General features: G+C 72.0%; 18 protein-coding genes. 7 read left to right on the top strand and 11 right to left on the bottom strand.

The genetic code is table 11. The features are described 5' to 3' along the window. Positions 1 to 62: 62 nt before the first annotated feature. The 5 genes from F4559_RS22755 to F4559_RS22735 are packed head-to-tail and all read right to left on the bottom strand — an operon-like array spanning position 63 to position 7,167. Complete coding sequence (locus tag F4559_RS22755) at positions 63 to 1,229, bottom strand: hypothetical protein (RefSeq protein WP_184671800.1); 1,167 nt, start codon at positions 1,227 to 1,229, stop codon at positions 63 to 65. Further along, positions 1,226 to 2,455, bottom strand: coding sequence for a proton-conducting transporter transmembrane domain-containing protein (locus tag F4559_RS22750; protein ID WP_312865778.1), 1,230 nt, complete (start codon positions 2,453 to 2,455; stop codon positions 1,226 to 1,228). Before F4559_RS22750 ends, F4559_RS22755 begins: the two co-directional genes overlap by 4 nt. After that, positions 2,452 to 5,166 (bottom strand): YbcC family protein, encoded by a 2,715-nt coding sequence (locus F4559_RS22745; RefSeq protein WP_184671798.1) that lies wholly within the window; start codon positions 5,164 to 5,166, stop codon positions 2,452 to 2,454. Before F4559_RS22745 ends, F4559_RS22750 begins: the two co-directional genes overlap by 4 nt. Beyond that, positions 5,163 to 6,791, bottom strand: coding sequence for a SulP family inorganic anion transporter (locus tag F4559_RS22740; protein WP_184671796.1), 1,629 nt, complete (start codon positions 6,789 to 6,791; stop codon positions 5,163 to 5,165). The genes F4559_RS22745 and F4559_RS22740 overlap by 4 nt, the downstream gene beginning before the upstream one ends. 58 nt (positions 6,792 to 6,849) lie before the next feature. After that, positions 6,850 to 7,167 (bottom strand): hypothetical protein, encoded by a 318-nt coding sequence (locus F4559_RS22735; RefSeq protein ID WP_184671794.1) that lies wholly within the window; start codon positions 7,165 to 7,167, stop codon positions 6,850 to 6,852. Positions 7,168 to 7,796: 629 nt separating this feature from the next. Between F4559_RS22735 and F4559_RS22730 the strand changes: the two genes are divergently transcribed. From F4559_RS22730 to F4559_RS22720, 3 genes are all read left to right on the top strand, one after another. Further along, positions 7,797 to 8,786, top strand: coding sequence for a helix-turn-helix transcriptional regulator (locus F4559_RS22730; RefSeq protein ID WP_184671792.1), 990 nt, complete (start codon positions 7,797 to 7,799; stop codon positions 8,784 to 8,786). A gap of 45 nt (positions 8,787 to 8,831) precedes the next feature. Next, positions 8,832 to 9,743, top strand: a complete 912-nt coding sequence (locus F4559_RS22725) for a dioxygenase family protein (protein WP_184671790.1) — start codon at positions 8,832 to 8,834, stop codon at positions 9,741 to 9,743. Positions 9,744 to 10,076: 333 nt separating this feature from the next. Then, on the top strand, positions 10,077 to 11,075 hold the full coding sequence (locus tag F4559_RS22720; protein ID WP_184671788.1) for an IS481 family transposase: 999 nt from the start codon (positions 10,077 to 10,079) through the stop codon (positions 11,073 to 11,075). Here F4559_RS22720 and F4559_RS22715 read toward each other — a convergent pair. Next, complete coding sequence (locus tag F4559_RS22715) at positions 11,072 to 11,866, bottom strand: GntR family transcriptional regulator (RefSeq protein WP_184671786.1); 795 nt, start codon at positions 11,864 to 11,866, stop codon at positions 11,072 to 11,074. The two genes, F4559_RS22720 and F4559_RS22715, sit on opposite strands and share 4 nt — an antisense overlap. A gap of 122 nt (positions 11,867 to 11,988) precedes the next feature. Between F4559_RS22715 and F4559_RS22710 the strand changes: the two genes are divergently transcribed. The 3 genes from F4559_RS22710 (at position 11,989) to F4559_RS22700 (ending at position 15,314) form a co-directional block, all read left to right on the top strand. Beyond that, the gene (locus F4559_RS22710; protein WP_184671784.1) at positions 11,989 to 13,194 is read left to right on the top strand and encodes an ROK family transcriptional regulator; all 1,206 of its coding nucleotides are present in this window, start codon (positions 11,989 to 11,991) and stop codon (positions 13,192 to 13,194) included. Between the two features lie 89 nt (positions 13,195 to 13,283). Next, a complete protein-coding gene (locus F4559_RS36520) occupies positions 13,284 to 14,447 on the top strand; it encodes a cytochrome P450 (RefSeq protein ID WP_184671782.1) in 1,164 nt (387 codons plus the stop codon). 105 nt (positions 14,448 to 14,552) lie between these two features. Next, a complete protein-coding gene (locus tag F4559_RS22700; protein WP_184671779.1) occupies positions 14,553 to 15,314 on the top strand; it encodes a hypothetical protein in 762 nt (253 codons plus the stop codon). A gap of 137 nt (positions 15,315 to 15,451) precedes the next feature. Here F4559_RS22700 and F4559_RS22695 read toward each other — a convergent pair whose 3' ends face one another. Next, complete coding sequence (locus F4559_RS22695) at positions 15,452 to 16,603, bottom strand: Fic family protein (RefSeq protein WP_184671777.1); 1,152 nt, start codon at positions 16,601 to 16,603, stop codon at positions 15,452 to 15,454. Positions 16,604 to 17,022: 419 nt separating this feature from the next. Here F4559_RS22695 and F4559_RS22690 point away from each other — a divergent pair, with 419 nt between their 5' ends. Then, positions 17,023 to 19,680 carry an AfsR/SARP family transcriptional regulator gene (locus tag F4559_RS22690; protein WP_184671774.1) on the top strand — a complete coding sequence of 886 codons (2,658 nt, stop codon included), beginning with the start codon at positions 17,023 to 17,025 and terminating at the stop codon, positions 19,678 to 19,680. Between the two features lie 113 nt (positions 19,681 to 19,793). Here the strand turns inward: F4559_RS22690 and F4559_RS22685 are convergent, their stop codons facing one another. From F4559_RS22685 to F4559_RS22670, 4 genes are all read right to left on the bottom strand, one after another. Next, complete coding sequence (locus tag F4559_RS22685; RefSeq protein WP_184671772.1) at positions 19,794 to 20,558, bottom strand: alpha/beta fold hydrolase; 765 nt, start codon at positions 20,556 to 20,558, stop codon at positions 19,794 to 19,796. A 69-nt stretch (positions 20,559 to 20,627) separates the two neighbouring features. Next, the gene (locus F4559_RS22680) at positions 20,628 to 22,376 is read right to left on the bottom strand and encodes a carbohydrate binding domain-containing protein (RefSeq protein ID WP_184671769.1); all 1,749 of its coding nucleotides are present in this window, start codon (positions 22,374 to 22,376) and stop codon (positions 20,628 to 20,630) included. 185 nt (positions 22,377 to 22,561) lie between these two features. Continuing rightward, positions 22,562 to 23,704: a CHAT domain-containing protein gene (locus tag F4559_RS22675; RefSeq protein ID WP_221447348.1), complete on the bottom strand. Its 1,143-nt coding sequence runs from the start codon at positions 23,702 to 23,704 to the stop codon at positions 22,562 to 22,564. After that, the gene (locus F4559_RS22670; protein ID WP_184671765.1) at positions 23,701 to 25,632 is read right to left on the bottom strand and encodes a hypothetical protein; all 1,932 of its coding nucleotides are present in this window, start codon (positions 25,630 to 25,632) and stop codon (positions 23,701 to 23,703) included. Before F4559_RS22670 ends, F4559_RS22675 begins: the two co-directional genes overlap by 4 nt. Positions 25,633 to 25,658 lie beyond the last annotated feature (26 nt).

Below are 25,658 nucleotides of genomic sequence, written 5' to 3'. Positions count from 1 at the left end.
GCCGCGCCCGCCACACCGCGCGTACCGCCGACCCGGTATGCCTGCATGCCACGGCACAAGGCCTACAGCACCGCGACCCCGGGCAGGAGGCCGCCGAAGACGAGCAGTGCCAGCGTCACGGCGACCGCGTAGTTCTCCAACGGCGTCAGGTCCCGCTCGCCGGTCTCCGCCGAGGTCCCGGTGAACAACGCGAGGAATCCGCGCACCACGGCGATCCCGGCCACGGCGACCGCGACCAGCAGGCACGCCACGGCGGCCGGTGCCGCGTGGTCGAGCAGGTGGTGCGCGGTCGCGAACCCGGCCAGCAGCGGGAAACCCGCCAGTGCCAACCCGAAACCGAGGTAGGCCACCGCGAGCCGGGGCGTGCGGGACAGGTCGCCCACCGGTGTGCCGAACGACAACGCGTCCCGGCGCGCGGCCAGCGCGCCGACCGTCATCGCCAAGCCCGAACCGGCGAGCACCGCCGCCGCCCATCCACCGCCGGCGAGCACGATCCCGTTGCCGCACACCAGGAGGAACGCCAGCGAACGGCGCCCGTCGGTCTGCACGACCGCGAACACCGCGCCGCACAACGCGGTCACGACACCGATGACCGTGGCGACCGCCGACTCGGGCACGACCAGTCCCAGCGGGACGGTGCCGAACGCGACCACCAGGCCCATCGGCGCGGTGCCGACGAACCGGGGGAACCACGCGTGCGCCGGCACCGCCGCGGCCCGGATCGCCAGACCCAGCACCACGAACACGTCGACACCGGTCGCGACGCCGACCGCCACCAGCACCAGGCTCGGCACCTGGTGCAGGGCGAACAGCCGTCCGGCGCCGCCCGGTCGGCCACGCAGCCCCGACCACGCCAGCCACGCGGACACCGCCAGCAGCACCAGGTCGACCACTTCGGACCGCACCACGGTGAACGCGCACGACACCGCGACCAGCAGCAGCGCGCGGGCCAACACCCCCGGCGGGTGCGTGGACACCGGCGCCATCGCCGCGACCAGCACGCCCGACAGCGCGATCGCCGCGCACAGCAACGCCTCGTGCCGGGTGTGCACCAACGCGACCGGAATGTCCACAGTGGACGTGAACAGCTCGGCGATCGCGAGCGCCGCCGCACCGGACGTCCAGTACACGGCCTTGCGCCGGGCCGCCCGCGCGTCGGCCTGCGTCCCGGCGGCGGCAGCGGCGCCCAGCAGCGCCAGCACGACCGCGATCGGGGCGAGCGCGATCACCGGGTCACCGCCGGGTCCACCGCGAGCCGCTCATCCGCGTCGCCGATCCGCCGGACCGCGCGCACGAGCCCGCCGACCACCCGTTCCACCAGCACGGCGTCCACGTGGCCGCGTTCCAGCGCGAACCGGTACAGCCGACGCCGCAGCGGCGCGGGCACCAGGCGTTCCAGGTGCCGACCCGTGCGCGGCACCGGTCCGCCCAGGGACTGCTCCAGGTGGTGGTGGTCGTGCAGCAGGCTCGGCGACCGCAGGATCTGCGCGCTGCGCATCGTGGCGTGGCACAGCAGGTGCACCAGCGCGAGCACGTGCCAGCCCAGGCCGATCTCCACGAACACCAGGCCGACCTGCGTCATCGACGCGAACGCCAGCGAACTCTTGATGTCCGTCTGCGCCCGGCCGACCAGCGACGCGTACACCGCGGTGACCGCGCCGACGACCGTGATCACGACCGGTACCGCCGCCACGTCCGCCCACTCCGGCGCGGTGCGCAGCAGCAGGTACGGACCCAGGCTGACCGAGATCGCGCCGTAGAAGATCGCGCTCGACGGCGTCGGGCCTTCCATGGCGCGCGGCAGCCAGCCGCCCAGCGGGAACTGCGCGGCCTTGCCCAGCGAGCCGAACACCAGCAGCAGGCCCGCCGCGAGCGGCGGCCCGTCGTGGTGCACGACCAGCGCGGCACCGAGCACGCCGACGTCGCACACCCGGTAGGTGACGAACGCGCGCAGCCCGTGCGCGACCGGGCCGCGCCGGCGGTGGAAGAACGCGATCAGCAGCGCCGACGACAGACCCGTCAGCTCCCAGCCCACCACCAGCAGGTCCAGCGTCCCGGCCAGCACGACCAGTTCCACCCCGGCCAGGAACAGCGCCAACAGCAGGTGGAACCGCGCGTAGCCGGGGTCGCGGTGCAGGTAGCGCCGCGAGAACGCGCCGACCAGCGTGCACAGCAGCGCGGCCAGCACGGCGAGCGGTACGGACACCCCGTCGCCCAGGAGCACGAGCGGGAAGCCCTCGAACCACGTGCCGAGCCGGGCCGTCACCGGGCCGCCCGACAGCACGCCGAGCCCGGTCAGCGCAGCCGCCAGCGCGGTCGCCGCCGCCGAGCCGACCACGAGCCGGTTCACCAGGTCCTCGGACGGGCGGCGGCCCAGCCACAGGGCCGCCGCCAGGCCGAGGAACACCGCCGCGGGCAGCAGCGCCGCGACGACCAGGGGAGAGGACGCGGTCACCGGGCGGCCACCGGAACCGGGACCTCCGCGCCGGTGAGCACGTGCGCACAGCCGAGGTGGTCGCGTTCGCCCGCGTAGACCTGCGCGGACCGGGTGACGACCGGGAACTCGGTGCGCTCCGGCGCGTAAGGCTGGAACGAGCCGTCCTGGAAAACGTGCACCGCATTGGTGTCCGGGCACCACGACACGAACTGGATCCATCCGTTGCCCACCAACCGGTTGAGCACCGCATGGCCGTTCAGGATGGCGTTGAGCCGGTCCGGCGCCGCCTCCACGACCAGCAGCAGCCGCACCGGTTCGTGGATCTCGACCATCTGCCACGGCAGCCCGGTGCGCAGGTCGGACGCGTGCCCGTCCATCACGCCCAGCAGCCCGGTGATGTTGTGCGGCAGCTTCGTGCCGCAGCCGTAACCCGCCGGGTCGACGAAGCTGAAGTAGTACTCCAGGTTGATGCCCGCGCACACCGGGCCGACCGCGCCGAGCAGCGCCGTGAGCAGCGCGTCGTCGTTGTCGCCCGCCACGTCGTAGGACGCCAGGAACGCGCGCCGGTCCAGGTACAGGCCCCGGGTCCGGGCACGCCGGCCGACGATCGCCACCGCGTTGGTCGCGTGCCCGTACTCCGGACGCGGTTGACCCAGGTCGACGGCGTGCTCCTCGGCGTGCGCCAGGGCGTCCTCCAGGGCCAGGTCGGTCGGCGTCGACTCGAACCGGCGGCAGCGCTCGTGCGCGGCCAGCACGCACGCGTGCGCGATGGAGTCCTTGGCCTGGCGCAACGGTTCCCCGTGCGACTCGGGCACGAGGTCCTCGTCGTAGTAGCGCATCGTGTCGTCGCACGTGTTGTGGTAGCCGCCGACGAACCACGTGCCGTCCGGGATCGGGATGCCTCGTTCGGCCAGCACCTCCCGCACGCGCGGGTCGTTGGCCATCATGGCGAACGCGCGCGCGTTCGGACCACCACGGCCGCCGCCCGTCGCACCGCAGTCGTGCGCGGACTCGTGCGGGTTGTTCATGCTCGACGACCCGTGCCCGATGATCAGGACCAGCGGGCTCTGGTCGCGGTGGAACCCGGCCGTGCGCGCGACCGTGCCGACGATGTCGGCCATCTCCGGGACGGAGAAGTCGGTCTCCAACCGCGTCTTCGGCCCGCCGTGGCCCGACCGGTGCTCCCAGCGGTGCGCGGCGCGGGGGAACAGGCAGCGGCCGACCAGGGACGCCAGGCCCGCCGCGCCCATCGCGATGCTGAGCAGGCCGCCCCGGGCCAGCGTGCGGCTGCCCACCGACAGCAGGTTGGTCCACCCGGCGCGCAGCCGGCGGCCGGGTACGACGTCGTCGACCGCGCGTTCGGTGACGTGGTGCGTCGGCGTGACGACGACCGGGCACAACGGACGCGCGCGCACGTCGTCCAGGCCCTGGTAGTTCATGGCCACGCCGAAGAAGCCCGCGAAGCCGAACGTCTCGACCTCGGGGCAGCTCTCCTCCAGGTGCCGGCGCACCGACTCCTCGCGCTCGTCCAGGCAGAACACGGCCTGGAACGCGGGCTTCCCGGTCGGCTCGACCACGTTCTGGTGCGCGATCAGGCCGTCGAGCACGCCGACCCGGTGCCGCCGCTCGTACGCCAGGTGCAGCAGGCGGCGGCGTTCGAGGTCGTCGCACCGGTCGACGACGGCCAGCCACGTCGCCGCGTGCGCGTGGTCGGGCAGGTCCACGTCCATCCGTCGGGCGAGCACGTACGCCTCGTAGGCGCGTTCGAGCGTGCCGTGGTGGTGCTGCGCCAGTGGTTCCGGTTCGACGTCGGCGCGCACGTACCGCAGCGCGAACACGTCGAGGACGAGCTGCACGGCCAGGAAGTCGACCAGCCGGGCCGGGTGCGGGTCGACCGGCGCCCGGTCGGGCCGGTGCTCGAACTGGCGCACCATGCCCGCCCAGCCGCGCAGGGACAGCAGGGTCGCCGTGACGACGGCCTCGCGGTCCGACCACGCGACGTCCAGTTCGTCCAGCGCCCACTCGACCGCGTGCTCGGCCGTCCAGTCCGACCGGTCGCGCAGGAACGCGGGCAGGCCGCGCAGGAACGGGTCCAGCACGGCGCCCGGCCCGGCGTAGAGCGACCGGAACGCGGCGAACAGGCCGTGCTCCCGATCGGGCATCGGCCAGTAGGCCACGCCCTGGTCCAGGAACGCGGCCGTGAGCCGGATCAGCAGCGGGTGCGTGAGCAGGTCCGCGTCGATCCCGGTCTCGGTGAGCACGCGGTCGCGCGGCCGGACGGCGGGCGTGCCGGCGGCGCCGGTGGGCGGCTCGGCGGTGAGCAGCCGGGCCCACCGCGGGTCGGTGACGTCGACCGCGTCGGTCTCGTCCAGCAGCCAGCGCAGGGCGGCCCCGCGCGGCACCTCGACCAGGGCGCCCAGCCGCAGCTCGTGGAACCGGCGCGCGGTCGGGCCGCCGGGCACGACCGGTTCGCCGTCGTCGGGCACCTCGGCGGCCACGACCGCCGCGATGTCGGCGGGCGTGATCCGGCCGTCGGCCAGGAATCCGTGGAACGTGGCCTCGCTCAGGTACGGCTGCGTGCCGAACACCTCGGCCGCGCGGGCGACCGCGTCGGCGAAGGGCAGGTGTTCGAACGCGTGCAGTGTGTTGTGGTGGACGAACGCCTGTAAGGGACCCTGCTCGGGGAGCAGGGTCGCGGCGCGGTCCACCAGCTCGGCGACCGGGTTCATCGCGCCCGCCTCCGCGTGGCCTGCGGGTGCGCGGACGAGGCGACCAGGTCGTCGAGACCCTCGACGGTGAGCGTGGCGTTCGGCAGTTCCTTGCCCAGCTCTTCCAGACGCGACAGGAACGTGTGGTCCACGACGGCCGCGTCCCGCACGTCGACGATCACCTCGGTGACGTCGTCACCGGCCTTGGCGATCGCGCGCCGCAGCGGCAGCAGGGCCGGGAACACGGCCGCGCCCGGGATCCGCACCCGCAGCACCGAGCCGACCCGGGTGACCTGCGGCCGGGGCCGCACGAACGCGGGCAGCGGCACGCCGCGCACCAGGTGCAGCACGATCTTGAGCGCCAGGCCGGAGGCGACGCCGACCAGCAGGTCGGTGGCGAGCGTGACGATCAGCGTGGTCAGGAACAGCGCGAGCTGGTCGAGGCCGATCTTCGTGACGTGCCGGAACTCGTGTGGCGAGGCCAGTCGGAAGCCGGTGTAGACCAGCATCGCGCCGAGCGCGGCCAGCGGGATCGTCTGCACGATGCCGGGGATGAGCGCCACGAACAGCAGCAGCACGATGCCGTGCGTGACGTTGGACCAGCGGCTCTTCGCGCCCGAGTCCAGGTTGGCCTTGCTGCGGACGATCTCGGAGATCATCGGCAGACCGCCGATCAACGACGACGTCAGGTTGCCCGCGCCGATGGCGAGCAGGTCGCGGTTGAGGTTGGACGGGCGCTTGGACGGGTCCATGGAGTCGACCGCGAGCACGGTCAGCGTCGACTCGATGGTGCCGATCAGCGCGAACATCACGATGTACTGGATGGACGTGCCGCTGAGGATCTGCGAGAAGTCCGGGAACGTGATCGCGTCGAGCAGCGAGCCGGGCAGCCGGACCAGGTACTCCGGGCCCAGGTGGTGCGCGCCGAGCAGTTCGTAGTCGTGCGGGCGGTCGACGTGCAGCAGCAGGCCGACCGGGATGGCGACCGCGAGCACGATCAGCGGCGCGGGCACGACCTTGCTCCACCGCGCCCGGACCATCGGCAGGCCGAACAGGATGAGCAGCGACAGCACGCCGATCAGCAGGATCAGCGGGTTGGCCGTGGCGAGGCTGTGCGGGATCTCCGCGATGAGCCCGAAATTCGACTGGGCCTGCGGCTTCACGCCGAGCACGACGTGCGCCTGCTTGGCGATGATGATCACGCCGATGGCGGCGAGCATGCCGTGCACGACCGACGGCGACATGGCGACGCCGATGCCGGCCGCACGCACCAGGCCGAACACGATCTGGAGCAGCGCCGCGACGACGCCGACCGCCAGTGCCCGGCGGTAGCCCGCGACCAGGTCGCCCTGGCCCAGGTCGTGCACGGAGCCCACGGCGATGACGATGAGGCCGGCGGCCGGTCCCTTGATGGTGAGCGGCGCACCGCCGAGAAGACCGCCGAGAATGCCGCCGACGATCGCCGTGAGCACACCGGCGATGGGCGGGAATCCACTGGCCACCGCGATGCCCAGGCACAACGGCAACGCGATGAGGGCGACCAGGAATCCGGCCTTTATGTCGGTTTTGGGAGCTGCGCGGCCAATATCGGCCGTTTCTGGGACGGCCTGACCGGAATGTCTGGTTCGGTCCGATTTGCTGGCCATGGGAATGGTCCTTCTGTGGGCGCGACAGGGTGCCGCAGCCGTTGATTTCCGACTGCGGTTACAGGGCGGACTCGGGGTGGAATCCGGTCGGCGGCGGCCCACGGGCGGCGGTCGGGTCGACCAGGGCGGCGGGCAGGACAGGGTGGTCGCCCGCATCGGTTCCGTGGTCGATCGGAGGGGGTGTGACCAGGGCTTTCGGTTCCGGTCCCAGGTCGGCGGGGCCCGTTTCGCACCGGTCGAGGGCGCAGGTGAGCGCCTGGATGAGCAGCTGGTGCTCGGTGGTCTCGCGATGCGGGTGCGGGTCGGCGACCACGGGTGCGCCGAACAGGACGGAGAACTCGACGACAGCCGCGATGAGCAGTCGGAGAACACGCACGTCGACACCCCCCTGTATCGGACCGGTGATTGTCGGGAGGCTGTTTAGCGCTGGGTGCGCCGTGGCCGCAATCCGATTTGGCCGCTCGATCATTGCGGCCGTGTCGAGAAGCCGTCAAGACTCCGGCAGTCGCGTTTCAACAGACGGTGACGTGATCCAGGTCGCCTGTACTGCTTTCGGCGGCCGACATTCGTCCCGTGCCGTCGGCCGGCAAGCGCAATCGGTCGCACCGAATGCAGTCCCGGTTATCCGAAGAACCGCCGATCTGCGGGGGTCCGATTGTGGCTCTTTATCGCCCCGGTCACGGCCCGTGAGCCGTCCGATGATTGGACGGACGTACCGCCGGTGTGAATGGCACGCGGGGGTGTCGCCGCCCCGGCGGCTCGCCTATGGTTGTCCGGTAAAACACCCGACGCGGTATAAGAGAATCGGTATGGGGCTGTTCGACCGGTTTTGCGGGGCCTTTCAGTCCCGGGGGACTGCTCCGAACGGTCTCTTTTCGCGTCGATCGCACCCGTCGGCCGTCGGGTGCCCGTTTCCTCCCGTTCCGCCACGGGCTTCGTCGTGCCATCGTGATTCAACGCACAATTGGTCTGGACCTTAGGTCCGGTGACGAAAGGGTCGTGACGATGCGCGAAACGACGGTGTTACCGGGGACGCCCTGCGACGCACCGCGCGAGGGCGAGCTGCCGATGCACCGCTTGGAGGTGGCCCTGCCCAACTCCATGCCGTTCTCGATCGGCACGTTCGACGCCATCGGTCCCCTGTCGCACGCGCCCTTCCCGCACCGGCACACCTTCCACGAGATCGTGTACGTCACCGGCGGCAGCGGCGCGCACGTCGTGGACTTCGCGCGGTGGGACCTGAAACCACCGCACCTGTGCGTCATCTCGCCCGGTCAGGTGCACCACTGGGACGACGTGCGCGAGCTGGAGGGCTACGTCGTCCTGTTCACCGACGACTTCCTGATCGACCACCCGGCCGACCGGGAGGTGCTGCGCCGGCTGAGCGAACGCCCCTGGCTGACGTTGGACGACGACACCCGCGACCGGACGTCGTCGCTGATGCGCGAGCTGGAGGAGGAGTACCGGGAGTCCGCCGAGGGCGTCGAGTCCGTGCTGAGGTCCCTGCTGCACGTGCTCGTGCTGCGCGCCGCGCGACTGCCCGAGACCCCGTCCGCCACGATGCCCGCGCGCCCCGGCGCGGTGGCCGACGAATTCGCGCGGCTGCTGGGCCGTGCGGATCTCGACCTGTGGTCCGTGCGGGCGTACGCGGAACACATCGGGGTGACGCCCGGATACCTGACGGAGGCGGTCAAGGCGGCGACCGGTCGGACGCCCTCGCAACTGGTCCGCGAGGCGCGTGCGCACGAGGCCAAACGGCTGTTGGTGAAGACCGACCTGACCGTTCGCCAAGTGGGAAACCGGGTCGGATTCGTCGATCCTGCCTACTTCTGCCGCTTCTTCCGCCGCGAGACGGGGGTGAGTCCGGGCGACTTCCGGCGTGCGGGTGCCGGGAGACCGGTCGTACCGGCGCGCGTGGACGTTCACAGTTATTACGGCCCAGGAGATTCACCACGACCAGCCGCACCAGTCCATCGTCCACGCCGGACCGCCTAAATAGGTTCGTGATGAATCCCCGACGTCCCACCACAAGGAGCAGGCATGAACGCGCCTCTGGACGGCGAACACAGCTCGACCGAGCCGGCTGGGAATGATGCCGGTCTCCTGAGCCGCAAGACGGTCCTGCGTGCCGCCCTCGCGGCCGGTGTCGCGGTCCCCGTCGGCCTGATGGCCGTCCCGGCCCTCGCCCGCACGATCCCGGAGTCGGGTGGGCCGCTCGCCCTCACCCCGGCGTGCGACGACGGCGACCAGCCGACGATCCCGCAGACCGAGGGCCCGTACTTCAAGCCGAACTCGCCGCAGCGCACGTCGCTGATCACCGGCAGCACCCAGGGCACCCGCCTGACGGTGTCCGGCTACGTGTTCGGCCGCGCGTGCCAGCCGATCGCGAACGCGCTGCTGGACTTCTGGCAGGCCGACAACGCGGGCAACTACGACAACGTGGGCTTCACGTTCCGCGGCCACCAGTTCACGGACGCGAACGGCAAGTTCACGCTGACGACGATCGTGCCGGGCCTGTACCCGGGTCGTACGCGGCACATCCACGTCAAGGTCCAGGCCCCCGGCCGGTCGATCCTGACCACGCAGCTCTACTTCCCGAACGAGCCGCGCAACAACACGGACACCATCTACGACCCGCGGCTGCTCATGACCATGGGTCAGGACGGCAACGGCAAGACCGGTGCCTACGACTTCGTGCTGAACGTGCCGCAGACCACGACGACGCGGCCGACCACCACGACGACCAAGCCCACCGGTCCGACGGGCCCGACCGGCCCGACGGGTCCCACCGGCCCCACGGGTCCGGGCAACACCACGTGGGCGGTCGGCACGGCGTACGCGGCCGGCGCGAAGGTCACCTTCAACGGTTCGACCTTCACCTGCCTCCAGGGCCACACCGCCCAGCCCGGCTGGGAGCCGCCGACGACCCCGGCCCTCTGGCGCGCGGGCTGATCCCCGCTGCCGGGCACCGCGCCCGGCGCCCCGGTCCGGTGTCTTCCGTGTGATCCGGCGATCACACGGAAGACACCGCCCTGTCCCATCCCTGTGCCCCGAGTCCGCACGCGGACTCGGGGCACAGGGCGTTCCGGGGTGCTCGAACGCACATTTCGCGGTGTCCGAACGCACAACTCGCGGTGTCCGAACGTATGACTCGCGGTCTAGCTGTACTGCCCTGGGAGGTTGTGGACGTCCGACGCGACACGTAGTCGGATGATGTTGGAATGAGGGAGGGCCTCCGGGTTCGGTGTGGATTGCGACGTCTACACCAAGCCGACGGAGGCCCTCGTGACCCACGCTAACGCACCGCTGACTCCGGTGGGCAGGCTGCGCCTGGCCCGGTGTGTCGTGGAGGAGGGCTGGCCGCTGCGGCGGGCGGCCGAGCGGTTCCAGGTCTCGCCGACCACCGCGGCCCGCTGGGCCTCTCGCTACCGCGAGTCGGGCGAGGTGGGCATGGCCGACCGCTCAAGCCGACCCCACCATAGCCCCGGGCGCCTGCCCACCCGCCGTGAACGGCGGATCGTGAAAGTGCGCCTGGCCCGGCGGTGGGGACCGGCCCGCATCGCCCACCTGCTGGGCCTGAACCCCTCCACGGTGCACCGGGTGCTGCGCCGTTTCGGCCTGGCCCGCCTGGCGCACCTGGATCGGGCCACCGCCGCGCCGGTGCGCCGCTACGAGCACGCCGCACCGGGCGACCTGGTGCATGTCGACATCAAGAAGCTCGGCAACATCCCCGACGGCGGCGGCCACAAGGTTCACGGTCGGCAGGCCGGTGGGCGCAACAGCTCGGCCCACCGCGACCCCGCCCGACCGCGCAGGGTCCACGGCCGCCCGAACCTCGGCTACGCCTACCTGCACAACGCGGTGGACGACCACTCCCGGCTGGCCTACACCGAGATCCTGCCCGACGAGACCAAGCACACCGCTGTCGCCTTCTGGCACCGGGCACAGGCGTTCTTCCAGGCGGCGGGAGTGGCGGTCAAGCGGGTGCTGACCGACAACGGCTCCTGCTACCGCTCGAATCTGTGGCGCGACACCCTCGCCCAGGCGGGCATCACCCACAAACGCACCCGCGCCTACCGGCCCCAGACCAACGGCAAGGTCGAACGCTACAACCGCACCCTGCTCGACGAATGGGCCTACGCCCAGGCATACCGGTCTGAGACCGAACGCCGCGAGACGCTGCCGCGGTGGCTGCACACCTACAATCACCACCGCGGCCACACCGCACTCAAAGGCCAACCACCTGCCAGCCGCGTACCCAACCTCACGGGGCAGTACATCTAGCCGGTGATGGGGATCGTGAACCGGGGTGCGGTGCGCCCGGTGGTCGACACGGTGCTGGTGACCTCGACCGGCGACCCCGACGAGCTGTGCGTGATCCGGTCGACCACGACCAGCGGGGTGTCCGTCGACAGCCGCATGGTGTCGGCCTCGGCGTGGTCGGGCAGGCGGGCGCCCACCTGCACCGTCGCCACCACCGGGTCGAACCCGGCGTGCCGCAGCAGCGGCGTCAGGTCCGGCTGGGGCGTGTCGTCCCGGTCCGAGATGTCGTGCCCGGTCCGCTCCTCGATCGCCGTCGCGATCGATTCCGGCAGCCACTGCTGTTCGATCCGCGTGACCCGGGTACCCGTGTGGTGATGCCTGATGCGATGCACGACCAGCGTCCCCGCCGGGATGCCCAGCCGCGACGCGATGTCCGGCGTGGCCGCCGTCCACCCGCTCAACACGACCTTGGGGTGCGGGATCCCGCTCGGCAACGTGCGGGGTTTTGCCTGGTCGGAACGGGTGCGTGTGGCCGAGACGACGGTCCCGTAGCCCTGGCGCGGCGTGGCCAGGCCCTCGGCGACCAGGACGGCCACCGCGGCGCGGGCGGTCCCGCGCGCGACGCCGAAGCGTTCCATGAGCTGCTGGAGCGTGGGCAGGGTGCTGCCGACGGGGTGCTCGCCCCGGTTCATCGCGGCGATCAGGTGGTCGGCGATCAGCCGGTACTTCACCTCGTCGACGCCGCCACCACGCTGTCGCGGCACCCGGCCGGCGCGGTGTGCGGTGACCGGCGCGGCGGTTGCGTTCGTCATCGCTGCCTCTTCCGGGTGGGAGACTTACTAACGAATCGTTCGATACTCTGATGTGGTCTGTACCAATTGTCAAGAGGTCCACACCTGCTACGGTGCCGGATCACGAGAACCGGGAGGGGTGCGTGTCAGCCGGAAACGCGGCCACCGGGCCCCATGTACTGCGCAGGATCAACGCCCTCGCCGTGCTCAACGCGTTGCGCGCGGTCGACGACCTGATCGCGACCGTCTCCGGATTGGTCCAGGCGACGGGCCTGTCCCGGCCCGCCGTGACCAGGGCGTTGACGGCGCTGACCGAGGCCGGACTGGTCGAGTTCACCGGGGCGACCGAGCACCAGGTCGGTCGCCCGGCGTCCCGCGCGCGGTTCCGCGCCGAACTCGGTCACGTGGCCGGCATCGACATCGGCCCGCACAAGGTCCTCGTGATGGTGGCCGACCTGTCCGGAAAGGTCCTGTCCCAGCGCCAGGCCGCCACCCCGGCCGACGCGACCGGCGAACGGCTCGTCCGGTTGCTGCGCACGACCCTGGCCAAGGCCGCGGCCGAGACCGGCGTGGCGCCCGCCGACCTGTGGTCGGTCGCGGTCGGCGCGCCCGGCATCGTGGACCACGCCAGCGGCGAGATCGTCCTCGCGCCGAGCATCGCGGGCTGGAGCGGCCTGCCCGTGACGGCGGAGCTGCGCGGGTGGCTCGGCTGCCCGGTGCACATCGAGAACGACGTCAACCTGGCCGTGCGCGCCGAGCGCTGGCGCGGCGAGTCCAGCGACAACCTGCTGTTCGTGCAGTGGGGCGAACGCATCGGCACCGGCATGGTCATCGACGACAAGCCCTACGGCGGCGCGTCGGCGGCGGCGGGCGAACTCGGCTTCATCGACCTGGTCACCGATCTGGACGCCGAACCGCCGGCCGCGACCGACGGGTTGGGCGCGTTCGAACGCCTCGTGGGCGCCGGCGCGATCCTGCGGCTGGCGATCCAACGCTGCTCGGGCGACGTCCGCGACCGGTTGGAGGCCACGGGCGACATCGCGTTCCTGTTCGACGCGGCCCGCGAGGGCGACGAGGCCGCGCTGTCGGTGGTCGACACCATCGCGGCCCGCTTCGCCCGGGGCCTGGCCGTGCAGTTGCTGCTGATGGATCCGCAACGCGTCGTCGTCGGCGGCGGCGTGACCCGCGCCGGCGAACTCCTCTTCGAGGCCGTCCGCAAACGCCTGCGCCCCCTGCTGCTGGCACCGGTGGAGCTGCGCGTGTCGGCCCTGGGCGCCGCCGGCGTGGCGCTGGGCGCCGTCCGCATGGCCTTGGACCACGTGGAAGAACGCCTGACCTCCTCCCTGTAGCACCCGCGAGTCCTCCACTCAGGCACCCGCCCGGCTGCACCCCTTCGGTCCTCGAAGCGGTGGGATCGCGGGCGTTAACCTGCGGTGTCGTGGACTATCCGTTCGAACGGCCACAGCGGCTCGGGGTGCCGGAGGAGTTCGCCGGGTTGCGGGAGCGGTGCCCGGTGCGTCCGGTGTCGTTGCGGCACGGGCAGGAGGCGTTGCTGCTCACGCGCTACCACGACGTGCGCGCCGTACTGCGCGACCACGACCGGTTCAGCTCCGATCCCGCGCGACCCGGCTATCCGCAGTTGCGGCCCGTCGTGGACCGGACGGCCGCGCCGGGCAGTTTCCTGGTCACCGATCCGCCCCTGCACACCCGCTACCGGCGGATGCTGACCGGCGAGTTCACCGTGCGGCGCATGGCGGAACTGCGGCCCGAGGTCGAGCGGATCACCGCCGGGCGGCTCGACCTGCTGCTCGCCGGTCCGTCCCCGGCGGATCTCGTCGCCGGGTTCGCGCTGCCGGTGCCGTCGGACGTCATCTGCCTGGTGCTCGGCGTTCCGCTCGACGACCAGGAGTTCTTCGCCACGCGCAGTCGGGCGCACCTGGACCGGTCGTTGTCGGCGGCCGAGGTGGGCGCCGCCCTGACCGAGTTGCACGACTACCTCGCCGAACTGGTGCGGGCGCGGCGAAGCACGTTCCGCGACGACCTGGTCGGGCGCCTGCTGCGCGACTTCCCCGACCTCACGGACGAGGAGGCGGTCGGGATGACCGTGCTCCTGCTCGTCGGCGGTCACGAGACGACCGCCAACACGATCTCGCTGTCGGTCCTGGCGTTGCACGAGAGCGGGCGCTGGGCCGAGCTGGTCGCCGATCCGTCCCTTGTGGACAGTGCGGTCGAGGAGCTGTTGCGGTACCTCAGTCCCGTGCACCACGGGGTCGTGCGGGCGGTCACGGGCGAAGCCGCCCTGTCGGGCTGCCCGGTCAAGGCCGGTGACGGTGTCGTCGCCTCCCTGTTCGCCGCCAACCACGACCCGGACGTGTTCCCCGAACCACACCGGCTCGACCTCGCCCGGGAATCACGACACCACCTCGCGTTCGGCAACGGGGTGCACCAGTGCGTCGGACAGCTCCTGGCCCGGATCGAACTGCGGGCGGCGTTGCGAGCACTCGTCACGACCGTGCCCGACCTGCGGATCGCCGTCGACCGGCCGGAATTCCGCTTCGATTCCCCGATCTACGGGCTGCGCGCACTGCCCGTTTCCTGGTAACGGTGTGTGGTCGGCTCTCACCCGGTCGGTCTCACGACTTGGCGGTACCGGGCGATCGACGCCGACGACCAGACTGACGATCTTGTGCGGATGGGGTGGTTGCCCGTGGGCGACGGAGTTCGGGTGACGGTCGGCGAGTGGGTCGACGCGGATCTGGGCGACGTGCTCGCGGCGGTGGATTCGCTGGTGGCCCTGGGCGACCACGAACGCGCGGCCGTGCTGCTGGCCGCCGTCTGGACCGCGCTGCCCGGCGACGTCGACGAGATCTGGGCCGTCCGCCTGCGCGACCGGGGCGCGGTGCTCGACCGCACGCCCGCGCTGGCCCGGGTGTTCCGGCTGGGTGCCGAGTACTTCCTGGACCGGGGTGCGCACCGGGCGGCCGAGGCCGAGGGCATGCGCGAGTGGGAGGTGTGGCACGAACTCGGCGACCACGAGGGCCAGGTCGCCGCGCTCGGGTGGCTGGAAACCCTGTTCCGGGCCCGTGACCGGCTCGACCGGGTGATCGACTGCGGCGACCGGCTGCTCGGCCTGCACCTGCGCGCGCACGACGAGAAAGGGGCGGCGGCGGCATTGGGCCACCTCGGCGCGTTGATGCTCGAAGCCGGTCGGCCCGACGCGGCCGTGGACTACGCGATCCGCGCCGACAAAGCCTACGAGCGGTTACCCGACGCGTCCGCCGCCGACCGCGCCGTCGTCTGGGAGACCTGGGGGCGCGCGCTGTGGGCGACGGGCGCGGAGGCGGCGGCACGCCGCCAGTTCGACCGCGCGGTGGTGGGGTACTCGGGCGTGGACGACCAGGCCGCGCACCGCGTTCGGGCGCTGGGCGCGACACCGCCGGGCAGCCCGCTCGGGCCGGACGCGGAGTAGTCGCGCGCCGAACGGCCTGACCCCCGGGCGACCGCGCCTGGCGCGGCGGTCCTCCGTGCGGACCGGGGCACGAGGTGATCCGGCGCGGCACCACGGTCGTTTGTGCACCACGGCCGTCGGTCCGGATCGGCACCGGCTCACGCCGGGTACAGGGTGAGCAGGTCGAGGACCGGGTCGCAGACGAACACCTGCCGGTACCCGCGTCCCTCCCAGCTCGACAGGATGCCCAGGTCCACCAGCCGCCTGGTCACGTCGGTGGAGAACTTGCGCGTGACGCCGTAGCGCTCCTGGATCGCACGGTGGTTGGTCACCGGGAAGCCGACCAGGTCCTCGGCGACCTTCGCGTACACCGTGTCGCCCGACACCAGGCGGCGGAACTCCGCGATCAGGCCGTCGAGCGCGGCGATCAGCCCGAGCTGGTCGTACGCCTGGTCGCGGATCGCGGTGGTGTAGAAGTCCAGCCAGTGGTGCACCTCCCCGGTGTCGACGACCCGGCGGATCTGCCGCTGGTACTCGTCGAGGCTGTCGTTGAGCCACACCGAGAGCGGCAGCACCTGATCGCGCAGCAGTCCGCTTTCCACCATCGCCAACATCGAATAGGTGCGCGCGACGTGCCCGTTGGCCGTCGGGAACGGTTGCAGCACTTCCAATTGGTAGTGCAGCAGTCCGATCTTCAGGATGACGGGCTGGTCGCTGATCTCGCGCGCCGTCGTCGACCACTGCTCGACCGACGCCGCGAGGTGCGCGCCGGAAGCCGTGAGCAGGTAGGCCCGTTCCGGTTTGCGGCCCAGCCACCCGACGCCCGTGCGCCGCCGCGGCCCCGGTGCGCCGGTCATGATCGCGCTCACCCCGCCGATCATGGTGTCGTCGACCGGTTCGCCCGCGCCCACCCGGTCCAGCCCGTACCGGTAGGCGGCGAGGAAGGGCGTGACCAGGCGGCTGTGCCCCGTGCGCGGCAGCGGACCTTCTCCTTGGGAGACAAGGAGTTCTTCGGCGAACGCCTCGGTCAGGCCGAGCACGATGCCGGCCAGGTTCGCCGAACTGCGGGCGTCGCGCACCCGCGTCGCGCGCACCAGGGTGGACCGCACCGGCGAGCGCGTGGCGGCCTCGTCGAGCCGGCCGAGCAGGAGCATGGCGTCGGCCGCGCGGCGGTACGTCGCGACCGGGAAGTCGAGTGTGGACGGCAGGGGACGGGGCAGGTACGCGCCTTCCGCGCACAGTGCGGCGGGAATCCCGGGAAGTCGACCGACCGGCAGCCAGGAGCCCGCCGGTAAACGTCGGTTGGTCACGCGGCCACTGTGCCGAAGTGAAATGGAACCATCAAGGAGTACACATCGGGATCATGCTCGACCCAGTGGGCCGTTCGGGGCCCGTCGATCACGGCGGGCCCCGGATTCGGAACGCACGAATGCCGATCATTCCGACCACTCCCCGTTCCTCGTGCTTCCTTCAGCCGAATCGGTCGCCGGTGGAACCACCGCCGGTGGTCGTCGGCTGCCCGTTCGGATGACTTCGCGGGCAAGTCGGTGGCCGGCGGCCACCGACTCCGCGTCGAGCTGTCGGCGTCGGGTGATGCGCAGAGCCTCGAACGGATGCACGGCCGGCCTCCTCCGGTTCGTCCGGTCACGGGGACGAGCGTGGGCGCACACCGCCGAACGGGTGCACGAGGAACGTTGAACCCGCTGATCAGCAGGCGTACAAAGGCACGATGGGGGTGGAGTTCCGGCTGCTCGACGGAGTCGAGGTCCGGATCGACGGCGTGCGCGTCGATCCCGGGCACGCCCGGCAGCGGTGCGTGCTGGTGGCGTTGCTCGTCGATCCCGGTCGCGTGGTCCTGACCGACCGGCTGCTCGACCGTGTGTGGGACGACCGCCCGCCGCTGCGCGCACGGTCGGTGCTGCGCACGTACCTGTCCCGGCTGCGCCGCGTGCTGGCCGGCACCGGTGCGACGATCATCCGGCGCGACGGCGGCTACGCGCTGACCGTGCCGCCGGACTCCGTCGACCTGCACCGCTTCCGCGACCTGGTCCGCCAGGCCCGGTCACTCGACGACCAGGCGGCGCTCGGCGTCCTGGAGCGCGCTTTGGCGTTGTGGCGCACCGAACCGCTCAGCGGCGTCGACACCCCGTGGGCGGATGCCGTGCGCCGGACGCTGGAGGCCGAACACGCCGAGGCCGACCGCCGCCGCGTCGACCTGGCGTTGGCCCAAGGCCGGCACGCCGAACTCCTGGCCGAACTGCCCGTGCGCGCAGCCGCCCACCCGCTGGACGAGCACGTGGCCGCCCAGTTGATGCGCGCCCTGCACGGCGCCGGCCGCCCGGCCGACGCCCTGCGCCACTACCAGGTCGTCCGCACGAGCCTGATCGACCACCTCGGCGCCGAACCGGGCCCGGAACTGCGCGCGCTGCACCGGTCCCTGCTCACCGACACCGCCGTCGAGGAGCGCCGGGCACCACACCGCCTCCCGGTCGCACCACCGTTTCTGATCGGCCGCGACGCCGAACTGGCCCGGCTGGACGCCCTGCTCGCCCCCGGCCGACCGGCGATCGCCGTGCTCAGCGGCGGCGGGGGAGTGGGCAAGACGTGGTTGGCGCTGCACTGGGCGCACCGCGCGCGGTTCCCGGACGGTCGCCTGCACGTGGACCTGCGCGGCTTCGACCCGGTCGCGGCACCGCTGCCGCCGGACGCGGCCGTGCGCGTGTTCCTCGACGCGCTCGGCGTCGCACCGAGGTCCGTGCCCGTCGAGCCCGCCGCCCAGATCGCGCTCTACCACGAGCTGACCGTCGGCCGGCGGCTGTTGGTCGTGCTGGACAACGCCCGCGACACCGCGCAGGTCACGCCGCTGCTCCCGGTGGGCGGCACGTCGGCCGTGCTCGTGACCAGCCGCAACCGGCTCACCGGGCTGATCGCCACGCACGGCGCCGCGGTCGTCGGCGTGCCGGTGCTCGACGAGACAAGGTCGGCCGAACTGTTCGCCGCCCACGTCGGCACGCGAGGCGACCCCGCGCTGGTGCGGCACTGCGCGGGACTGCCGCTGGCACTGGGCATCCTCGCCGCACGCACCAAGGCACAACCCGACGTGCCCGCCGCCGTACTGGCCGCGGAGGTGGCCGAGGCCCGGCTGGACGCGTTGGACACCGGCGACCTGTCGACCAGCCTGCGCGCCGTGTTCGCCGCCTCGGTGCGGGCGCTGACCCCGACGTCGGCCCGGATGTTCGCCCTGCTGGGCGTCGTTCCGGGCCCGGACGTGCCGGTGTCGGGCGCGGCGGCACTGGCGGACGTGCCCCGCGCGGCGGCCCAAAGAGCGTTGCGCGAACTGGAGGACGCCCACCTCGTACACCAGGCAGCCCCCGGTCGGTACCGGATGCACGACCTGGTCAGGCTGTACGCCGGGGAGTCGACCACCGAAGGCGCCCTGACCAGGTTGGCGGACCACTACTGCCACGTGGCGTCCCGAGCCGCCGACCGGTTCACGCCGGGCGAACCGCACCGCCGCCCACCGGTACCACCACCCGCGGGCCCGTCACCGGACTTCACGTCGATCAAGGACGCGATCGAGTGGATGATCGCCGAACGGGCCTGCGTCCTCGCACTCGCCAGACACGCCGAGGTACGGCACGCCGTCCACCTGTCCCGCGCACTGCACCGCTTCCTCGACGTCGCCGCATACCTCCACGACGCCCTCGACCTGCACCGGACGGCGGCGGAACGGTCAACGGGAACGGACGGCTACGTGCTGTGCCACCTGGGCGGCGCGCTGGCCAGGATCGGCGCACCGGCCGACGGACACCTGACGCGGGCACTCGACGCGGCGGGCGACGACCTCGCGTTGGTCAACGTGGCGGCCACCAACCTCGGCATCTCGGCGTTCACACGCGGCGACCTGGACGAGGCCCTACGCCACCACGAGCGTGCCCTGGACGCCGCCCGCCGCGCGGGTTTCCGCCACAGCGAGGCCATCTCGCTGGTCAACCTCGGCGAGGTGCACAGCGAACGCGGCCGACCAGACCTGGCCCGCGCACTGCTCGACCGCTGCTGCGAACTCGCCTCGGAACTGTCCGACAGCGGCCTGCTCGGCATGGGCCACAACGCACTGGGCACCACCTACCGAAAACTGGGCGACCGCGACCGCGCACACGAACACCACCTGAAAGCACTGAGACTGGTCGGCGGCGGCGTGCTGAGAGCACTGGAATTGGGCGTACGAAACGACTACGCGGCGTCCGTACACGCCCTGGACGGCCCGGAAGCCGCACTACCGCACTACCGCACAGCCTTGGAACTGGCAGAACGCATCGGCCTGACCGAAGAGGAATCCCGCGCCAGAGCCGCACTGACCCGCGCCCAATCCGAACTGTCCCGCTGACAACAGGACACCGAGCACCGGCGGCATCTGACGCAACCCACATCGGCGGAAAACCGGGGCGGGTGCCCCTTTCCGGTGGTCGGCCCGCGCGGCGAGCGACCGCACCCGACCCCTCAAGCCGTCAGAAAATCCGCCACCAACGGCCCGGCCTCACCGTGGAACTCCTCGAAGTACGCATGCCGAGCCCCCTCGATCAGGTGCAACCGAGAATCCGGCACCCGATCCGCGATCAACGGCGCGTTCGCGGTCGGGTTGAACTCGTCGTCACTCCCGTGCACCACCAGCGTCGGCGCCTTGATCGCGGCCAACGCATCCCACCCATTGTGCGCCGCACTGGCCAACAGATGAGCCCGCCGCGCATAAGGTGGCATATCCGGATCGCCCACCGTGCTGTAGGGCCCGTTCCAACCCGGCGTGTACATCAGGTCGATCAAAGCCTGAAGTGCCTTGCCCCGATCGGGCTGCGCCAACGCCTTACGCACCTCAGGCCCCCGCTCGAACCCATGCGGCCCCCCGGGCGACGTGCACCCCAACACCAACCGCTCCACCCGCGAAGGATGGAGCGCCGCCAGCCACTGCGCCGCCCGACCACCCATGGACGTGCCGTACACATGCGCCCGACCCACACCCAGATCATCCAGCACCGCCCGCGCGTCCTCGGCGAACATGACCGTGCTGTAGTCACCCTCGGGCTTGTCGCTGGCACCGGTACCGCGATGGTCGAACGCGATGGTCGTGAACGACTCGGCGAAGTAGGGCCGCACCCAGTCCCACCAGTGCCGGCTGTTCGACTGCCCGGCGATCAGCAGCAGCGGGTCGCCGGTGCCCCGCACGTCGTAGTGGACTGAGATGCCGTCTTCGGTCAACGCATAGGGCACAAAACGCACTGTACGACCGAACGGCGGGTCGGTGCCAAGACAAGGCGCCGACCCGCCGCACGGGAGCACTCAGCCCACCGTCACGTCGTCCACGAACACCGGGGACTGCCCGTACCAGCCGTGCGCGTACACGGTCGCCGTACCGGAGGCGCCCGTGGTGAACGTGACCGAGAGCTGCTTCCAGTCCGCGGACGACGTCCACGCGCTGCCGGTCGCGCCGCCCGAGACGCCGATGTACACGTAGTTGCCGCGCACCCACGCCTTGAGCGTGTACTGCTTGTTCGGCGCGAGCGTCACGACCTGCGACGCCTGCCCGGTCGACGACGCGCTCGGCGTCACCTGGAGGGCGTGGGTGCCCGAGTGCGCCGGGGTCGACACGATGCTGTCGCCGGGCGCGGTCCACGGCGCCAGGACGCCGCTCTCGAAGTCGCCGTTGGCGAGCGGGCCGCCGGGCTGGCCGCCGTTGACGGTCACCGACAGGGTGGCCGTGTGCGTGGTCGTGCCCGCGGTGCCGGTCACGGTCACCGTGTACGCGCCGGGGGTGGCGGTCGCGGCGGCGTTGACCGTCACGGTCGCGGTGCCGCCGGCGGTGACGCTGCCCGGTGCGACGGACGCGGTGACGCCCGAACCGCCGGAGACCGACGCGGTCAGCGCGACGTTCTGCGCGGTGCCCTTGACGACGGCGGTGTTCACCGTCGCCGACGCGGTCTTGCCCGGGTCGAGCGCGACCGACGACGGGGTGACGCCCACGGAGAAGTCGTTGTCCGGCTGCGGCGTGCCGCCGCCGCTGAACGGCGCGAAGATGCCGGTGAACTCCCACTGCTTCTGCGCGATGCCGGAGCAGTTGTCGGCCGCCGAACCGCCGGGGCAGTTGCCGTTGTCACGCTGGAGCGCCCAGAACGACAGCGTGTTGATGTTCTTCTCGCGCGCCCAGTCGAGCACGACCGGCGCGTTGGCCAGCGTGAACGTCTCGGCGGGGCCGAAGTCGTCGACACCGATCATCTCGGTGACGCCGACCGACGCCCAGAGCTGCGCCTGGGTCTTGCCCGGCCACACCTGCGCCATCTGGTTCACCAGACCCTGTGCGGCGGTCTTGGTGTCCTCGGCCATGTTGTGCGTGGCGTTGTCGTAGTAGTCGAACGTCATGATGTTGACGACGTCGACACGGGTGTTGTTCTGCGCGGCATTGCGCAGCAGCGCGACGCCGTTGGCGGCCAGGCCGCGCGTGGTCGTCGGCAGGGTGTAGGAGAACTCGACCTTGCGACCGTTGGCCGCCGCCCAGTCCTGGGTCAGCTTGACGGCCTTGTTGCGGCGGTCGACACCGGCGGTGTTGTCCAGGGCGTCGATCTCGATGTCGAGGTCGATGCGGCTGATGTCGTAGGTCGTGATCAGCTTCTGGTACGCCTCGGCGATCTTGTTGACGTCCGAGCAGCTGTCGGCGAGTTCGGTGCCGGTCGTGTCGGCGGTGTAGCCGCCGAACGACGGGATGGCGTCGCCGCCGGCCGCCTGCATCGCCTTGATCTCCGAGCCGAACACCGAGGAGGAGATCGGCATGTTCGGGTCGCCGTTCCACAGCGGGGTGCAGGAACCCGGGGACTGCGTCTGGAGGAACGCGAAGGTCAGGTACTTCGCGCCGGACGCCTTCGACAGGGTCAGCGGGTTGTCGCCCGTCCACGCCTCGAAGTACGGCGCGAACACGTGCGCGGGCAGGGGGGTGGCGGCAGCGGCCTTGGCCGGTGCCGCCGGTGCGGGTGCCGAGCCGACCGCGACGGCGGCCAGCGCGGCCGTGAGGCCGATCAGGATTCTGGACGGACGCATGTGCGCTCCAGTGCAGGGGGTGGATCGCCCGGACGGTTGGGTCCGCGGCGGTGGAACGTCCCCACAATTGGACTAGACCAACTGTCGTGTCAAGAAGCAATCCGACGGACGGTCACCCATCCGTCACGCCATGTCACATTCGTGCGAAATGTCCGCTCTGCCAACGAAATCCGGTGCACACGCTTTCAGTACACAGTGGACTGTGGTGCCCAGGCGGTCCCGAACGCCGCCCACACCACGGGTGAGCAGGCCGGATCCCCGGTGCGCTCCCACTCGTCGGCACGCTCGCGCTGCCACGCGTTGAGCGCGGCGACCGGGTCGTCCGCCTGCTGCGCCGCGTCGATCGCGCGTACGGCCGGTCGGAGTACCGGGGTGCCCGGGAAAACGGGGACCAGCGCGGCCAACCCGGCATCGGTCGGCAGCGTCCACCGCGTGGCGACGACGTGCTCGGCGCCGCCGTGCACCAGCGCCGCCACCAGACCGGACGGTTCGGCGAAGCGCAGGTCGCCGCCGCTCTCGCACGCGACCAGGGCGACCCGGCGCGGAATCCGCCACGGTCGGCGCGGTCCGGCACGGTGGCCCAGGACCAGGTCGGCGGCGGTCAGCGGCCGGTGACCGCCCACCAGACCGGCACGACCTTCGGAGTCCGGCCCGCACGACAGGTGCAACCGCGCGTCCAGGGCATGGCCGCCCGTCGTGACGTGTCCGACGTAGAGGAACCGGGACGCGGTGACGAGAAGCTCTTCCAACGAGTCACGGTCGACCACGGGTCGTGGTGCACCGGGACCGAGCACGGACCCCAGCGCGGACGCGTCGGCGAACCCCGGCACCACCGGGTCGACCACGCGCACCACCGGTCCGTCGCCGGTCGAGACGCGGCGTTCCGGTGCGTTGCGGACGGTCGCGGGCAGGAGCACGGACGTGTCCGCCAAGTGCACCAACCGTTCCGCGTCGGAGACCGCGAGCGCCTCCCACGGGACACGTGCCGTCGAGGGCGAGGGTTGGATCCGCAGGTGCGGCCGGATCTGTTGGGACAACAGGGAGTTCAGCTCCGCGCAGAGCTGGGCGGGCAAGAGCGCACCGGACAGCGCGGCGGCCAGTCGACGTTCCGCGCCGAGGTCGAGCAACGGTCCGGTCAGCGCCCGACGCACCGCGTCGTGGCCGGATTCGTTCCGGTTCGGACTGGGCACGGCAGCGTCCAGCGCGGCCGACGCCTCACGCACGTGCGCGCGTTCGACCAGGACGGCCCGGGGCTGGTCACGCAGGTGCTCCCAACGCCACGTGACGTAGAGGTCGCCCGCGTCCACGTACTTGACCTGCACGCTCACCACGACGAGACCACCCCCTCGCCGCGCACCGGGAACCCGTAGCGGCGTTCGGCGAGGTCGATCCAGTCGTCCAGCGGGGTCCGCGTGCGCGGGTCGGGCCGGACCCGGGGCGGCAGCGCGAAACCCGGGACCTCGGTCTCGGTCAGGAGGAACGCCGACGCCGCGTAGGGCAGGTGATCGGGTTCGGCGGTGGGCGGGGGAAGGGCGGCGATCTCGGCACGCGCGCCCGGTTCGGCCTCGTCGGCGGCGAACGACACCGGGCCGGCGAACGACACTGGGCTGCTGACGTGGTCCAGGTAGGCGGCGGCCAGCTCGCCCTCGCCGAGCGCTCCGATGGCCCGCAACGCCGTGCGGGTGGCGGGCGCGGCGGCGAGCGAGATCCACCGTTCCCGCAGGGGGCCGTGCGGGAAGCGGTGCCGCACCGCCTCGGCGGCGAGGGCCGCGGGCAACGCCACGTCCAACGCCCGTCGGCTCAACGCACCGGCCGTCTCGCCGGTGTGCACGGCCCACCGCAGCAACGACTCGGCCCGCCACCAGGACGCGCCGATGACGACGTGCCACAGCCCGGCCCGTTCGGCGACCTCGACGGCGCGGGCGTACCGGTCGTCGGCCTCGTCGTACCGGTGGGCGGTCGCGGCGGCCAGGCCCCGCAACTGGTGTCCGGTGATCGCCCGGATCGGCGTGCCCGCGCCGTCCGCCGGCATGCTCTCCAAGAGGCGCAAGGCTTCGTCCGCCTGCCCGCGTCCGATCGCGACCACGGCCCGACCGTGCAGGATCGCGGGGTCCGTGCCCACCAGGGCCTCGGCCTCGGCGTGGAGCACGTCGGCCCGGGAGTAGTCGCCTTCGAGGTAGGCGAGGCGGGCCAGGCCCAGCACGGCCGTGCAGCCGGTCACCGGGTCGTCGACGGCCGCCGCGAGAGCGCGGGCGAGCCCGTGCTGTTCGGCGGCCTCGATCCGGTCGCCGGTCGCGTCCGCGAGTTCGGCGAGGGTGGCGTGCACGGCGGCGGCGACCTCGGGCGCCTGTGCATACGCGAGGTCGAGGGCTGCCCGCGCCTCCGCTGCCCCTTCGGCGAACCGCCCGGCGGACACCAGCACGGACGCCTTGAGCGCCCGCAACGCGGGACGCGCGTGGATCCCTTGCGCCGCTTCGACATCCGCGAGGGCCTCGTCGAACCGGGACAGGTGTCGGAGGTGGTGCGCCCGGTCCGACAGGGCTTTGACCAGCACGTCCGCCAGGTCGACCGGGGCGTTCGGGTCCGGGCGCAGCGCGGTCGCCAGCGTGATCGCCTCGGTGGCCCAGTCGACGGCCGCGGCGCTGTCCGGCGCGTTCTTGGCGAGGTTGCCGGCCAGGACGGCACGGGCGCACGACGTCGTGTGGTCGTCGCTGTCGAGGGTGGCCCGGTAGGCGGCCTCGAACGTCCGGGCCGCGTTCGCCCGGTCACCCGCCTCCGCGAACGCGATGGCCCGGGCGTTGAGGTCGTCCCACGACCGGACGTCGTCCCGCGCGGCGGCGCGGTAGGCGGTGGCGGCGGCGTGGTCGCCCACCGCGTCGGCGATGGCGGCCAGGTTCTCGTACGGGTGCGCGAGCAGGTCCGGGCAGTGGGCACGGGCCAGGTCGACGCTGCGCGTCGCCTCGTCCTCGGCCTCGTACAGCCGGCCTTCGAGCATGAACAGGCCGGTGCGCACGATGCGCAGCATGGTCTCCTCGCGCGGGGACGCGTCCGCCAAGCCGCTTTCCACGTCCTGCCACGCTTCGGCCACCCGACCCGCACGCGCCAGCAGTTGGGCGCGTGCCGCCGCGGCCGTGGCGCCGGCGAGACCGGTCAGCAGCTCCAGGGCGGTGGCGTCGTCGACCACGGCCGCGAGGTTGATCGACGTCGCCGTGCGCTCGGTCGCGTCCGAGGCCAGCTCCAGGGCTTCGGCGAGCACGGCCGCGGCACGTGGATCCCCTTGTG

Origin of the sequence: Saccharothrix violaceirubra, assembly GCF_014203755.1 — a bacterium.
GTDB classification, from domain to species: Bacteria; Actinomycetota; Actinomycetes; order Mycobacteriales; family Pseudonocardiaceae; genus Actinosynnema; species Actinosynnema violaceirubrum.
This window is presented reverse-complemented; position numbering and strand designations above follow the sequence as displayed.